The following is a 13,257-nucleotide window of genomic DNA, read 5'->3' on the forward strand; positions in this document are numbered from 1 at the left end:
TGCGTGCCATCTGCCCGCGTGTGGGGCCGCACGCCTCTCGATGGTCTGAAAAAGATGCTGGATAATAAAGCATGACCCGCTTGACGGCTAGGGCCGTCGGAGACCCTTGTAATGCCTGAACACGATGTACGCCTGCAACAACTGACGGTCTGGCTCGATGAGCAGCTCAATGATCTTTTCCGGAAAAATGCCTGGGGCGACGTGCCTGCAGGCAGCTTGACCGCGGCCAGCAGCGACGCCAGCTTCCGCCGTTATTTCCGCTGGCAGGGTGCCGGCCACAGCTTCGTGATCATGGATGCACCACCTCCGCAGGAAAACTGCCGACCGTTCGTCGCCATCGATCACCTGCTGGCCAGCGCCGACGTGCACGTGCCGCTGATCCATGCCCAGGACCTGGAACGTGGCTTCCTGCTGCTGGGTGACCTGGGCCACCAGACATACCTTGATATCATTGATGCGGACAACGCCGACGGCCTGTTCGCCGATGCCATCGACGCGCTGCTGGCGTTCCAGCGCCTGCCGATGGACGCGCCGTTGCCCAGCTACGACGATGCGCTGTTGCGCCGTGAAGTCGAGTTGTTCCCGGAGTGGTACGTGGGTCGTGAGCTTGGGCTGGCCTTCAGCGATGCCCAGAAAGCCACTTGGCAACGAATCAGCCAGCTGCTGATCGACAGCGCATTGGCCCAGCCCAAGGTGCTGGTGCACCGCGACTACATGCCGCGCAACCTCATGCAGAGCACGCCCAACCCCGGCGTGCTGGACTTCCAGGATGCCGTGTATGGCCCGGTCACCTACGACATCACCTGCCTGTTCAAGGACGCGTTCCTCAGCTGGCCGCAGGCACGGGTCGAAGGCTGGCTGCGCGACTACTGGCAGAAGGCGCAGGCTGCCGGCATCCCGGTGCAGGCCGATTTCGAGGCGTTCCAGCGTGCCAGCGACCTGATGGGTGTACAGCGCCACCTGAAGGTGATCGGTATTTTCGCCCGTATCTGCCACCGTGACGGCAAACCCCGTTACCTGGGCGACGTACCGCGCTTCTTCGCCTATATAGAAGAAGTGATCAGCCGCCGGCCCGAATTGGCGGAGCTGAGTGAGCTGATTGCCGAGTTGCGGGCCGGAGCGCGTGCATGAAGGCAATGATCCTGGCAGCGGGCAAGGGCGAGCGCATGCGCCCGCTTACCCTGCACACCCCCAAACCGCTGGTCCCGGTCGCCGGTCAGCCATTGATCGAGTACCACCTGCGGGCCCTGGCTGCGGCGGGCGTCACCGAGGTGGTGATCAACCATGCCTGGCTCGGCCAGCAGATCGAGGACCATCTGGGTGACGGCAGCCGTTTCGGCCTGAGCATCCACTATTCGCCCGAAGGAGAGCCGCTGGAAACCGGCGGTGGCATCTTCAAGGCCCTGCCATTGCTGGGTGACGCGCCGTTCCTGTTGGTGAACGGCGATGTCTGGACCGACTACGACTTCGCGCGCCTGCAGGCTCCCCTGCAAGGCCTGGCTCACCTGGTGCTGGTCGACAACCCAGGCCATCACGGCCGCGGCGACTTCCGCCTGGTGGGCGAGCGGGTGGTCGATGGTGACGATGCGCCCGGCACGCTGACCTTCAGTGGCCTGTCGGTGCTGCACCCGGCGCTGTTCGAAGGCTGCCAGCCTGGCGCCTTCAAGCTGGCGCCGTTGCTGCGTCAGGCCATGGCTGCGGGCCAGGTCAGTGGCGAGCACTACCATGGGCACTGGGTTGATGTCGGTACGCTCGAACGCTTGGCCGAGGCCGAGCGCCTGATCGGCGAGCGTGCCTGACATGTGGTGGCCAAGCACGGTGATTGGTGTCGGTGCCGGCTTTGCCGTTGCCAGCATCCCCGGGGCCTTGCTCGGGGCGTTGCTCGGACAGGCCATGGACCGTCGCCTGCGTTTGCAAGGCTGGGAGGACATGCGCGAGCGCCTGGGCGGGCGCCCGGCGTTGCAGGACGACGAATTGCTGTTCGTGATGCTCGGGCGCCTGGCCAAGTGCGATGGCCGGGTGGGCGAGCAGCATATTCAGCAGGCACGCCAGGAGATGGTGCGCCTGGACCTGGCCGAAGCGGCTCGGCTGCGTGCGATTGCTGCGTTCAACCGCGGCAAGGCGGGCAAGGACCGGCTGGGTGGGCACCTGCGGCGCATTCGCCAGCAGCCGCATGCGGCCGAAGGTACCCTGCGTGCCTGTTGGCGCATGGTCTGGGCCGACGGCAAGATGGGCAACAAGGAGCGTGAACTGCTGCTGGACTGGGGGCAGAAACTGGGCCTGAGCCGGCGGCAGGTGCAGGCCATGTCGCTGGAGTACGAGCCACGCAAGGCGGCGGGGCCGGAAGGGGTCGCCATGACCTATGCGGCGGCGTTGCGCTTGCTGGCGGTCGAGGCGGATACCGATGGCGACAAGGTCAAGCAGGCGTATCGTCGACTGGTCAGTCGGCATCACCCGGACAAGCTGGCGGGTACTGGTGCCAGTGAGTCGCAGGTGCGTGAAGCGACTGAACGGACCCGGGAGTTGCATCAGGCTTATGCCATGATCCGCAAGCGGCGGGGCCTTTAAAAAGCGGGGGCGCTTCGCACCCCTTTCGCGACACAAGGCCGCTCCCACAAGTACTGCGCAGCCCTCGGGTTTTGCGCGGCACCTGTGGGAGCGGCCTTGTGTCGCGAAAGGGCCGCAAAGCGGCCCCAGCATTCCTGGATCAATCCTGTGGGCTCATCCACCCCCGCACCCGGCGGAACAGTTGCTCCTGCTCGGCCGCCTTGTTCCCTGGCATCGCAATTAGCGACAACTGTCGGTACTGGCTGTCCTTCTGCCGCTTGCTGGCCTGCAGGCGCTGTGCGGCTGCATTGCGGTCACTGCTGCGGGTGGCGTAGTAGATGTCGGCAGTCGGCACTTTCAAGGTTGGCGCCAGGCTTTCCAGGTCATGCTCCACCCGCGCCGGTGTCTGCGCGGCAACCATCACCAGTTTCTGCACCTGCGGTGGCTGTTTCTCGCTCAGGTAGCGGGCCGCCCAATATGCGCCGCTGCCATGGCCGATCAGCACGATGCTGCGGGCGTTGTGCTGCTGGGCAAAGGCCACCGCAGCATCCAGGCGGGCGAAAATGCGCTCGGCATCGGCTGGGTCGGTTTGTTCGCTGGCCTGTTTGGCGTCAGTGCTCTCTGCGGTGTCGGCATCGGCTGCGGTAGCCTGGGCGACGTTGGCATTGGCATCGGCTGGTACGTCCTTGGCCGGGGCGCTTTCGCCCTTGTCTGGCTGCGGCTCGGCAGCCGGCTTGGCCTCGACCCGCGCCTGCGGGCTGTCGGCGAGCAGGTCGGGCAGGCTGATGCTCAGGCTGTGCCAGCCGATATCGGGGAACTTCTGCCGCAGCGGGCCGACCGCATTCGGCCAGTCAGCCGTTTCGCCAGCCCCCGGGACGATGATGACCGCGCCTTGTGGATCGCTGTCGTTGGCCGGTTTCCACAAGGCCAGGAAGCTGTCGGCACCGGCCTGAAGGGTCTGCTGTTCGGCCTTGGGCACCAGCCGTTCAAGTGCCTGGGCATCCTCCTGGCTGCGTTCCAGCAGCGGTGGGCGAGGAGCTTGGGCAACGGGTGCCTCGGTGGTGGTGGATGGTTTTTCGGCATCGGCGGCCAGGGCGCCGAGTGGAAGGATCGAGGCCAGGCAGCACATTGCCAGCGTCGTGCGATAAAGTGTGGACATGAGTCAACCCGGGGCCAGAATGATACCGGCAGCCTAATGGTATTTGCCCGTGACGGCCATGCTGCATGGCCGCTTTGCCAAGACGAGCGTGTAGATGAAGCGAGTGCGTCGCCTGTTGGTTATCGGCTGCTTGTGGCTGCCCTTGATTGCATTGGCCAGACCGGAGGCGGTGCCCACGGTTGCCCTGGAACCTGCCCAGCAGCAATGGCTGGATACACATCGGAGCCTGCGTGTCGGCCTGGTGTTGCAGGCGCCCTACGCTCAGTTCGACCGGCGCTTGCAGCAACTGTACGGTGCCAACGTGGAACTGGTGAGCAGCCTGGCGCAGGCGCTGCGGCTGGACCTTACCTGGCGCAACTTCGCCGACCAGGCCAGCCTCGAGCATGCCCTGCAGGCCGGCGAAATCGACTTTGCCCCGGGGCTTACCCAGACCCCTGCCAGCTTGCGTTTGTGGCTGTTCAGCGACCCTTACATGCGCGTGCCGCAACTGGTGGTGGGGCCGCGCACCGGGACGATGGCCGTGGAGCTGGAAACGCTCGGAGCCGAGCAGCGGGTGGCGGTGCGCATGCCCAGCCAACTGGCGGACTACCTGCGCGGTAACTACAGCAACCTCAACCTGCAAGGGGTGCCCAACGAGCGCGAGGCCCTGCAATTGGTGGTGGGCGGCCAGGCCAGTTTCGCCGTGCTGGATGAAGCTCAGCTCAGCCGCCTGTCGCGCGAAAGCGAGTTCGGCGAGCTGGCTGTGGTCGGCGATATCGGCCTGCCGCAACTGTTGCGCATCGGTTCGCGGCGCGACTGGCCGCTGCTGGCTGATGTGCTGGAGCGTGGCCTGCAGGCGCTGCCGGCCAAGGAACTGGAGCAACTGCACCAGCGTTGGCTGCAGCCAAAGTACCCACGCTTGAGCGAGTCGACAGGATTCTGGAAGAACCTGGCACTGCTGTTCGGCTTGCTGCTGTTGTGCGCGCTGGCCACCCTGGTGTGGCAGCGTCGGCAACAGCGCCAGCTGGAGCGCAGCCTGTTGGCCACGCGCGAAAGTCTTGTGGAGCGGCAACTGCGCGAAGAAGCGTTGCGCCTGAGTCAGTTTGCCATCGACCAGAGCACGGTGGGCATCCTCTGGGTCAACTGGGACAGCCACGTACGCTACGCCAACCATGCCGCCGAGCGCATGCTGGGCTACGGCGAAGGCGCGCTGCTGGAGCGGCCGCTGAGCGACTTTGAACCCAGCCTGACCATGGACCGCTGGCTGGAGCTGTGGAAGGGCGCACGCACCGGGGCGGGCGGTGTCGGCCAGTTCGAGACGCAGTGTCGCCGGGCTGACCACAGCCTGCTGCCGGTCGAGCTGTCGCTGAGTTTTCTGCGCTTTCGTGACTCCGAGTACCTTGTGGTTTACCTCGCCGATGCTACCGAGCGCCACCGCGCCCTTGCGGCCCTGCGCGAAAGCGAGGCGCGGCTCAAGGGCATTGCCGGCAACGTGCCGGGGTTGGTGTTCCGCCTGGAGCGCGACCCGGCCGAGGGCGACCTGGAATTCCCCTACATCAGCGAGGGCAGCGAGGCCTTGGTGGGCTATTCGCCTAGCGAGATCCAGCACCCGCAGATGGGCCTGCGCAACCTGGTACATCCCGAGGACCGCGCCGATTACCACCGAGTGCAGGACCTGGCCCTGGCCAGCGACCAGGACTGGTCCTGGCAGGGGCGCATCCTCACCCGCCAGGGTGAACAGCGCTGGGCCGACATCAAGGCCAGCACCCGGCGCCTGGGCAACGGCCAGGTGGTGTGGGATGGTGTGGTGTGGGACATCACCCAGGGCAAGCGGGCCGAGTTGGCGCTGGCGAAATCCCAGGAGCAGCTGCGTGAACTGTCGGCCCACCTGGAGAGCGTGCGTGAGGAAGAAAAGGCCCGCATCGCCCGGGAAGTGCACGATGAGCTGGGGCAGATGCTGACCGTGCTCAAGCTCGAGGTGTCGATGTGCGAGCTGGCCTTCGCCGAGCTGGACCCGGGCCTGAACGAGCGCCTGACCAGCATGAAACGCCTGATCGCCCAACTGTTCCAGCTGGTGCGCGATGTGGCCACCGCCTTGCGCCCGCCGATTCTCGATGCCGGCATCGCCTCGGCCATCGAATGGCAGGCGCGGCGTTTTGAAGCACGCACGCAGATCCCCTGCCTGGTGCAAGTACCGGATAATCTGCCAGCATTGAGCGATGCCAAGGCCATCGGGCTGTTCCGTATCCTCCAGGAGGCGCTGACCAACGTGATGCGCCATGCCCAGGCGCATAGCGTGGAGATCGAACTGGTGCGTGAGCACGGGCAATTGCGCATGACCGTCAGCGATGACGGCCAGGGCTTTTGCCGCGACCAGCCTCGGCCCACATCGTTCGGCCTGGTAGGGGTGCGTGAGCGGGTGCTGATGCTGGGCGGCAGCATGGCGCTGGACAGTGAACCGGGCGAAGGCACCAGCCTGAGCGTGGCCATACCGTTGGAGTAGGAGAGCGATCGTGATTCGAGTGCTGGTGGCCGAAGACCACACCATTGTCCGTGAGGGCATCAAGCAGTTGATTGGCCTGGCCAAGGACATGCAGGTGGCGGGGGAGGCCGGTAACGGCGAGCAGTTGCTGGAAACCTTGCGCCATACCCCGTGCGAGGTGGTACTGCTGGATATCTCGATGCCGGGCGTGAATGGCCTGGAGGCGATTCCGCGAATCCGCGCGTTGCAGGACGCCCCGGCGATCCTGATGCTGTCGATGCACGATGAAGCGCAGATGGCGGCGCGGGCGCTGAAGGCCGGAGCGGCGGGCTATGCCACCAAGGACAGCGACCCAGCGTTGTTGCTGACCGCGATTCGCCGGGTTGCCGCTGGCGGGCGCTATATCGACCCTGCGCTGGCCGACCGTATGGTCTTCGAGGTGGGCCTGACCGAGTCGCGGCCGTTGCACACCCTGCTGTCGGAGCGAGAGTTTTCGGTGTTCGAACGCCTGGCCCAGGGCGCCAACGTCAACGACATCGCCCAGCAACTGGCGCTGTCGAGCAAGACCATCAGCACCCACAAGGCGCGCCTGATGCAGAAGCTGAAAGTGAATTCGCTGGCTGAGCTGGTGAAGTACGCCATGGAGCACAAGCTGGTCTGATTGCGACATGCGCTTCCTGCGTCCTGTAGCGAATCCCTGTGGGAGCGGGTTTACCCGCGAAAGGGCCTGACCTGCCATCTGCGGTGCCTGGGCTGGCCTCTTCGCGGGTGAACCCGCTCCCACAGGGGCGTGCCGGAGGGCTGAGAGAAATATTCCAAACCCGCCATCTTTGTAGGGGAATCCCTACAACAAATCTTCCATCCGGATGATGGCATTCTCTCAGCACCCCCGATTTTCCGGCGCTTGCCGCTTGTCTAGTCTATGCCTACGCAGTCATCCAACAAGAAGGTGCAGGCATGAGCGAGGCGAAGTCGAACGCTGCAACCAGCGAAACGCTGGTCAGCTTCCGTGGTGTGCAGAAGAGCTACGACGGCGAGTCGCTGATCGTCAAAGACCTCAATCTGGATATTCGCAAGGGCGAGTTCCTCACCCTGCTTGGCCCGTCCGGCTCGGGCAAGACCACCAGCCTGATGATGCTGGCCGGCTTCGAAACCCCCACCGCCGGTGAAATCCAGCTGGCCGGGCGTTCGATCAACAACGTGCCGCCGCACAAGCGCGACATCGGCATGGTGTTCCAGAACTACGCGCTGTTCCCGCACATGACCGTAGCCGAGAACCTGGCGTTCCCGCTGACCGTGCGCAACCTGAGCAAGACCGACATCAGCGAGCGGGTCAAGCGGGTGCTGAACATGGTCCAGCTCGATGCCTTCGCCAAGCGTTACCCCGGCCAGCTGTCCGGCGGCCAGCAGCAGCGTGTGGCCCTGGCCCGCGCACTGGTGTTCGAGCCGCAGCTGGTGCTGATGGACGAACCGCTGGGCGCGCTGGACAAGCAGCTGCGCGAGCACATGCAGATGGAGATCAAGCATATCCACCAGCGCCTGGGCGTGACCGTGGTGTATGTGACCCACGACCAGGGCGAAGCGCTGACCATGTCCGACCGGGTGGCCGTGTTCCATCAGGGCGAAATCCAGCAGATCGCCGACCCGCGCACGCTGTACGAAGAACCCTGCAACACCTTCGTCGCCAACTTCATCGGCGAGAACAACCGCATCAACGGCACCTTGCTGGCCAGTGATGGCAAGCGCTGCCAGGTGCAGTTGCCGCGTGGCGAGCGGGTCGAGGCGCTGGCGGTGAATGTCGGCCAGGCCGGCGAGCCGGTGACCCTGTCGATCCGCCCGGAGCGCGTGCGCCTGAATGGCCACAGCGAAAGCTGTGTTAACCGTTTCTCGGGCCGGGTGGCGGAATTCATTTACCTGGGCGACCACGTGCGGGTGCGCCTGGAAGTTTGCGGCAAGGGCGATTTCTTCGTGAAACAGCCGATTGCCGAGCTCGACCCGGCCCTGGCCGTGGGCGATGTGGTACCGCTGGGCTGGGAGGTGGAGCACGCCCGCGCGCTCGATCCGATTGCCGAAGCCCATTGATGGATTGCTTCACCAACCCTGTACTGTGGAGAGAATAATAATGCGCAAGCAGTTGAAACTGACCGCCCTGGCCCTGGGGCTGTTCGCCGCTGGCCAGGCCATGGCAGCAGACCTGACTGTTGTCTCGTTTGGTGGTGCCAACAAGGCGGCCCAGGTGAAGGCGTTCTACGAACCGTGGGAGAAGGCCGGCAAGGGCAAGATCGTCGCAGGCGAGTACAACGGCGAGATGGCCAAGGTCAAAGCCATGGTCGACACCAAGAGCGTGTCCTGGAACCTGGTGGAAGTTGAGTCGCCAGAACTGGCCCGCGGCTGTGACGAGGGCATGTTCGAAGAACTCGACCCGGCCCTGTTCGGTAATGAGGCCGACTACGTGCCGGGTGCCATCCAGCCATGCGGCGTGGGCTTCTTCGTATGGTCCACGGTGCTGGCCTACAACGCCGACAAGCTGAAGACCGCACCGACCAGCTGGGCCGATTTCTGGGATACCAAGAAATTCCCGGGCAAGCGCGGCCTGCGCAAGGGTGCCAAGTACACCCTGGAATTCGCCCTGATGGCCGACGGTGTGGCGCCGAAGGACGTGTACCAGGTGCTGGGCACCAAAGAGGGTGTGGACCGCGCCTTCAAGAAACTTGACGAACTCAAGCCAAGCATCCAGTGGTGGGAAGCCGGCGCCCAGCCGCCGCAGTACCTGGCCTCGGGTGACGTGGTCATGAGCTCTGCCTACAACGGCCGCATCGCTGCGGTGCAGAAAGAGAGCAACCTGAAGGTGGTGTGGAACGGCGGCATCTACGACTTCGATGCCTGGGCCATCCCGAAAGGTGCCAAGGATGTTGAGGAAGCGAAGAAATTCATCGCCTTCAGCGTGCAGCCCGAGCAGCAGAAGACCTACTCCGAGAACATCGCCTATGGCCCGGCCAATTCCAAGGCCGTGAGCCTGTTGTCGGACGATGTGAAGAAGGACATGCCGACCACGCCTGAAAACATCGCCAACCAGGTGCAGATCGATGTGGCCTTCTGGGCCGACAACAGCGAGCAGCTGGAGCAGCGCTTCAACGCCTGGGCGGCGAAGAAGTAAACGACCAGTGTAGGGGGCCGCTTTGCGGCCCATCGCCGGCAAGCCAGCTCCCACAGGGGGCCGCTGCCCTGGAGCCAGCGCAGTATCTGTAGGAGCTGGCTTGCCTGCGATGGGCTGCGCAGCAGCCCCATTTTCAGTTCGTATCGCGGAGTTCGCCATGGCCATTGCAGTGCCCCTCAAAGAAGGCGCAGGTCCAAGTCTCAAGCAGCGCCTCAAGCATGCCGAGCGGGTCAACCGCTGGAAGGCGCAGGCGTTGATCGCGCCGCTGGCGCTGTTTCTCCTGCTGGTGTTCCTGGTGCCTATTGCGGCGCTGCTGTACAAGAGCGTCGGCAACCCGGAAGTGGTTGGCGGCTTGCCGCGCACCGTTGGCGTCATCACCCAGTGGGATGGCAAGAGCCTGCCAGGCGAGGACGTTTACAAGGCGTTGAGCCAGGATTTGGCCGAATCGCGCAAGAACCAGACCTTGGGCGACCTTTCCAAGCGCCTGAACATGGAGCTTGCCGGTTACCGCAGCCTGTTGGCAAAGACCGCGCGGGCCCTGCCGTTCAAGAGCGAACCCGCATCGTATAAAGATGCCTTGCAGGCTCTCGACGAGCGTTGGGGCGACCCGGCCTACTGGCAGGCAATCCGCCGCAACACCAGTACGGTCACCTCTTTCTACCTGCTGGCTTCGCTCGACCACCGTATCGATGACCTTGGCGAACTGGCCAAGGCCACCCCGGACCAGGCCATTTACCTGGACATCTTCGCCCGCACCCTGTGGATGGGTGTGGTGATTACCGCAATCTGCCTGGTGCTGGCCTACCCGCTGGCGTACCTGCTGGCTAACCTGCCGACCCGGCAGAGCAACCTGCTGATGATTCTGGTGCTGCTGCCGTTCTGGACCTCGATCCTGGTGCGGGTGGCGGCGTGGATCGTGCTGCTGCAGTCGGGCGGCCTGATCAACAGCGCGCTGATGGCCATGGGCATCATCGACCAGCCGCTGGAACTGGTGTTCAACCGCACCGGCGTGTACATCTCGATGGTGCACATCCTGTTGCCGTTCATGATCCTGCCGCTGTACAGCGTGATGAAGGGCATTTCGCCGAGCTACATGCGTGCGGCGATCTCGCTGGGCTGCCACCCGTTCGCCAGTTTCTGGCGGGTCTACTTCCCGCAGACCTACGCCGGGGTTGGCGCTGGTTGCCTGCTGGTGTTCATTCTGGCCATCGGCTACTACATCACCCCGGCACTGCTGGGCAGCCCGAATGACCAGATGGTCAGCTACTTCGTGGCCTTCTACACCAACACCAGCATCAACTGGGGCATGGCCACCGCACTTGGCGGGCTGTTGCTGCTGGCGACCGTGCTGTTGTACCTGATCTATAGCTGGCTGGTCGGCGCCAGCCGCCTGCGCCTGAGCTGAGGAGCCTTGTCATGCTGAGCCCTTACATGTCGCCCGTGGAGCGGGTGTGGTTCTACAGCCTGCGCATTCTTTGCGGCTTGATCCTGCTGTTCCTCATTCTGCCGGTCTTGGTGATAGTGCCGCTGTCGTTCAACAGTGGTAGTTTCCTGGTGTACCCGCTGCAGGGCTTCTCGCTGCAGTGGTACCAGGACTTCTTCGGCTCGGCCGAGTGGATGCGGGCCTTGAAGAACAGCATCATCGTCGCCCCGGCAGCCACAGTGCTGGCCATGGTGTTCGGCACCCTGGCGGCCATCGGCCTGACCCGTGGCGACTTCCCGGGCAAGTCGCTGGTGATGGCGCTGGTGATTTCGCCGATGGTGGTGCCGGTGGTGATCATCGGTGTGGCCAGCTACCTGTTCTTTGCCCCGTTGGGCATGGGCAACAGTTTCACCTCGCTGATTCTGGTGCATGCGGTACTCGGCGTGCCGTTCGTGATCATTACCGTGTCGGCGACCTTGCAGGGCTTCAACTACAACCTGGTGCGCGCGGCAGCCAGCCTGGGCGCCTCGCCGCTGCTGACTTTCCGCCGGGTGACCCTGCCGCTGATCGCGCCCGGGGTGATTTCGGGGGCATTGTTCGCCTTTGCCACGTCGTTTGACGAAGTAGTGGTGACCCTGTTCCTGGCCGGGCCGGAGCAGGCGACCCTGCCGCGGCAGATGTTCAGTGGTATTCGCGAGAACCTGAGCCCGACCATTGCCGCGGCGGCGACCTTGCTGATTGCCTTCTCGGTAGTGTTGCTGCTGACCCTGGAGTGGTTGCGTGGGCGTAGCGAGAAGCTGAGGACCCAGCAGCCTGGTTGAAGGTATGTTGCCTGTGCTGGCCTCTTCGCGGCTAAAGCCGGTCCCACAGGATTTGTGCAGCTTTCGATGCCTGCGCGGTCCCTGTGGGAGCGGCTTTAGCCGCGAAGAGGTCGGTACAGGTTGATGCTAATCAGCCTTCATCCGCTTCCCTGGGTTACAATGCGCGCCACCGTGATTCTGCCAACAGGTGCGCCATGCAGCCCTACGCTATTGCCCCCTCCATTCTCTCCGCCGATTTCGCCCGTCTGGGCGAGGACGTCGACAAGGTATTGGCCGCGGGTGCCGACATCGTCCACTTCGATGTGATGGACAACCACTACGTCCCCAACCTGACCATCGGTCCGATGGTCTGCACCGCTCTACGCAATTACGGCGTCACCGCCCCGATCGACGTGCACCTTATGGTCAGCCCGGTCGACCGCATCATCGGCGACTTCATCGAAGCTGGCGCCACCTACATCACCTTCCACCCGGAGGCCTCGCAGCACATCGACCGTTCGCTGCAGCTGATCAAGGACGGTGGTTGCAAGGCCGGTCTGGTGTTCAACCCGGCCAGCAGCCTGGATGCCTTGAAGTATGTGATGGACAAGATCGACATGGTGCTGCTGATGAGCGTCAATCCTGGCTTTGGCGGGCAGAAGTTCATCCCTGGCACCCTCGACAAGCTGCGCGAGGCGCGTGCGCTGATCGACGCCAGCGGCCGTGATATCCGCCTGGAAATCGACGGTGGCGTCAACGTCAACAACATCCGCGAGATCGCTGCCGCTGGCGCCGACACCTTCGTGGCCGGCTCGGCAATCTTCAACGCCCCGGACTACCAGGAAGTCATCGCCAGGATGCGTGCCGAACTGGCTCAGGCCCGCCCATGAGCGGCTTCGAGCAGCTGTTCCCGGGGACGCTGCCCAGGCTGGTGATGTTCGATCTGGACGGTACCCTGATCGATTCCGTGCCAGACCTGGCCGCCGCCGTGGACCGCATGCTGCTCGAACTGGGGCGCCCGCCTGCCGGCCTGGAGGCGGTGCGCCACTGGGTGGGCAACGGTGCCCAGGTGCTGGTGCGCCGGGCGCTGGCCGGCGGCATCGACCACGCTGCCGTGGAAGATGCGCTGGCCGACCAGGCGCTGGCGCTGTTCATGGATGCCTATGCCGAAAGCCACGAACTGACCGTGGTCTACCCCGGTGTGCAGGACACCCTGCGCTGGCTGCGCAAGCAGGGCGTGGAGATGGCTCTGATCACCAACAAGCCCGAGCGCTTCGTTGGCCCGCTGCTGGACCAGATGAAGATCGGCAACTACTTCCGCTGGATCATCGGTGGCGACACCCTGCCGCAGAAAAAGCCCGACCCTGCGGCGTTGCTGTTCGTCATGCAGATGGCCGGTGTCACCCCGCAGCAGTCGCTGTTTGTCGGCGATTCACGCAGTGACGTGCTGGCGGCCAAGGCGGCTGGCGTGCAGTGCGTCGGCCTGACCTACGGCTACAACCATGGCCGGCCGATCCACGACGAATCCCCCAGCCTGGTGATCGACGACCTGCGTGCATTGCTGCCCGGTTGCGCAGACCCGGCCACTGGGATAACGTTGGCGGACCTTCAAGCCTCACAAGACAGAGAGTCCACCGTGGCGGTTACCGGCAAATTCTGGATGAAAGTCATCAAGGCCCTGGCCCGTTGGCGTTGGCGCGCCTGACTTCA

At 64.2% G+C, this 13,257-nt stretch carries 12 protein-coding genes; 11 read left to right on the forward strand and 1 reads right to left on the reverse strand.

Annotated features, from left to right (window positions below; all coding sequences use genetic code 11):
* Positions 1 to 111: 111 nt before the first annotated feature.
* From NY023_RS02045 to NY023_RS02055, 3 genes are read left to right on the forward strand one after another with little or no spacing between them, the layout of a single operon-like run.
* Entirely contained in the window at positions 112 to 1,131 is a 1,020-nt protein-coding gene (locus tag NY023_RS02045; protein WP_013970595.1) for an aminoglycoside phosphotransferase family protein, read from the forward strand.
* Entirely contained in the window at positions 1,128 to 1,799 is a 672-nt protein-coding gene (gene murU / locus NY023_RS02050; protein WP_013970596.1) for an N-acetylmuramate alpha-1-phosphate uridylyltransferase MurU, read from the forward strand. The genes NY023_RS02045 and murU overlap by 4 nt, the downstream gene beginning before the upstream one ends.
* 1 nt (position 1,800) lies before the next feature.
* Complete coding sequence (locus NY023_RS02055) at positions 1,801 to 2,568, forward strand: TerB family tellurite resistance protein (RefSeq protein WP_013970597.1); 768 nt, start codon at positions 1,801 to 1,803, stop codon at positions 2,566 to 2,568.
* A 139-nt stretch (positions 2,569 to 2,707) separates the two neighbouring features.
* On the opposite strand, the gene NY023_RS02060 is transcribed toward NY023_RS02055, so the two are convergent.
* A complete protein-coding gene (locus tag NY023_RS02060) occupies positions 2,708 to 3,706 on the reverse strand; it encodes an alpha/beta hydrolase family protein (RefSeq protein WP_044046874.1) in 999 nt (332 codons plus the stop codon).
* A 94-nt stretch (positions 3,707 to 3,800) separates the two neighbouring features.
* Between NY023_RS02060 and NY023_RS02065 the strand changes: the two genes are divergently transcribed.
* From NY023_RS02065 to NY023_RS02100, 8 genes are all read left to right on the forward strand, one after another.
* Positions 3,801 to 6,188, forward strand: coding sequence for a PAS domain S-box protein (locus NY023_RS02065; protein WP_044046875.1), 2,388 nt, complete (start codon positions 3,801 to 3,803; stop codon positions 6,186 to 6,188).
* A gap of 7 nt (positions 6,189 to 6,195) precedes the next feature.
* Positions 6,196 to 6,828 carry a response regulator transcription factor gene (locus tag NY023_RS02070; RefSeq protein WP_169774891.1) on the forward strand — a complete coding sequence of 211 codons (633 nt, stop codon included), beginning with the start codon at positions 6,196 to 6,198 and terminating at the stop codon, positions 6,826 to 6,828.
* A gap of 296 nt (positions 6,829 to 7,124) precedes the next feature.
* On the forward strand, positions 7,125 to 8,249 hold the full coding sequence (locus NY023_RS02075; protein WP_012270208.1) for an ABC transporter ATP-binding protein: 1,125 nt from the start codon (positions 7,125 to 7,127) through the stop codon (positions 8,247 to 8,249).
* A gap of 40 nt (positions 8,250 to 8,289) precedes the next feature.
* A complete protein-coding gene (locus NY023_RS02080; protein WP_013970601.1) occupies positions 8,290 to 9,324 on the forward strand; it encodes an ABC transporter substrate-binding protein in 1,035 nt (344 codons plus the stop codon).
* Positions 9,325 to 9,481: 157 nt separating this feature from the next.
* A complete protein-coding gene (locus NY023_RS02085) occupies positions 9,482 to 10,729 on the forward strand; it encodes an ABC transporter permease (protein ID WP_013970602.1) in 1,248 nt (415 codons plus the stop codon).
* Between the two features lie 11 nt (positions 10,730 to 10,740).
* Positions 10,741 to 11,568 (forward strand): ABC transporter permease, encoded by an 828-nt coding sequence (locus NY023_RS02090; protein WP_013970603.1) that lies wholly within the window; start codon positions 10,741 to 10,743, stop codon positions 11,566 to 11,568.
* Between the two features lie 194 nt (positions 11,569 to 11,762).
* Entirely contained in the window at positions 11,763 to 12,437 is a 675-nt protein-coding gene (gene rpe, locus NY023_RS02095) for a ribulose-phosphate 3-epimerase (RefSeq protein WP_013970604.1), read from the forward strand.
* Positions 12,434 to 13,252, forward strand: coding sequence for a phosphoglycolate phosphatase (locus NY023_RS02100; protein WP_013970605.1), 819 nt, complete (start codon positions 12,434 to 12,436; stop codon positions 13,250 to 13,252). The genes rpe and NY023_RS02100 overlap by 4 nt, the downstream gene beginning before the upstream one ends.
* Positions 13,253 to 13,257: the final 5 nt, after the last annotated feature.

This window comes from Pseudomonas sp. NBB, from assembly GCF_032701105.1.
GTDB classification, from domain to species: domain Bacteria; phylum Pseudomonadota; class Gammaproteobacteria; order Pseudomonadales; family Pseudomonadaceae; genus Aquipseudomonas; species Aquipseudomonas asiatica.

What these genes read in the sequence shown, in the direction of transcription:
- rpe (WP_013970604.1), top strand. Translation starts at nt 11,763, where the DNA reads ATGCAGCCCTACGCTATTGCCCCCTCCATTCTCTCCGCCGATTTCGCC.
- NY023_RS02085 (WP_013970602.1), top strand. Translation starts at nt 9,482, where the DNA reads ATGGCCATTGCAGTGCCCCTCAAAGAAGGCGCAGGTCCAAGTCTCAAG.
- NY023_RS02065 (WP_044046875.1), top strand. Translation starts at nt 3,801, where the DNA reads ATGAAGCGAGTGCGTCGCCTGTTGGTTATCGGCTGCTTGTGGCTGCCC.
- NY023_RS02045 (WP_013970595.1), top strand. Translation starts at nt 112, where the DNA reads ATGCCTGAACACGATGTACGCCTGCAACAACTGACGGTCTGGCTCGAT.
- NY023_RS02100 (WP_013970605.1), top strand. Translation starts at nt 12,434, where the DNA reads ATGAGCGGCTTCGAGCAGCTGTTCCCGGGGACGCTGCCCAGGCTGGTG.
- NY023_RS02060 (WP_044046874.1), bottom strand. Translation starts at nt 3,706, where the DNA reads ATGTCCACACTTTATCGCACGACGCTGGCAATGTGCTGCCTGGCCTCG.
- murU (WP_013970596.1), top strand. Translation starts at nt 1,128, where the DNA reads ATGAAGGCAATGATCCTGGCAGCGGGCAAGGGCGAGCGCATGCGCCCG.
- NY023_RS02075 (WP_012270208.1), top strand. Translation starts at nt 7,125, where the DNA reads ATGAGCGAGGCGAAGTCGAACGCTGCAACCAGCGAAACGCTGGTCAGC.
- NY023_RS02080 (WP_013970601.1), top strand. Translation starts at nt 8,290, where the DNA reads ATGCGCAAGCAGTTGAAACTGACCGCCCTGGCCCTGGGGCTGTTCGCC.
- NY023_RS02055 (WP_013970597.1), top strand. Translation starts at nt 1,801, where the DNA reads ATGTGGTGGCCAAGCACGGTGATTGGTGTCGGTGCCGGCTTTGCCGTT.
- NY023_RS02090 (WP_013970603.1), top strand. Translation starts at nt 10,741, where the DNA reads ATGCTGAGCCCTTACATGTCGCCCGTGGAGCGGGTGTGGTTCTACAGC.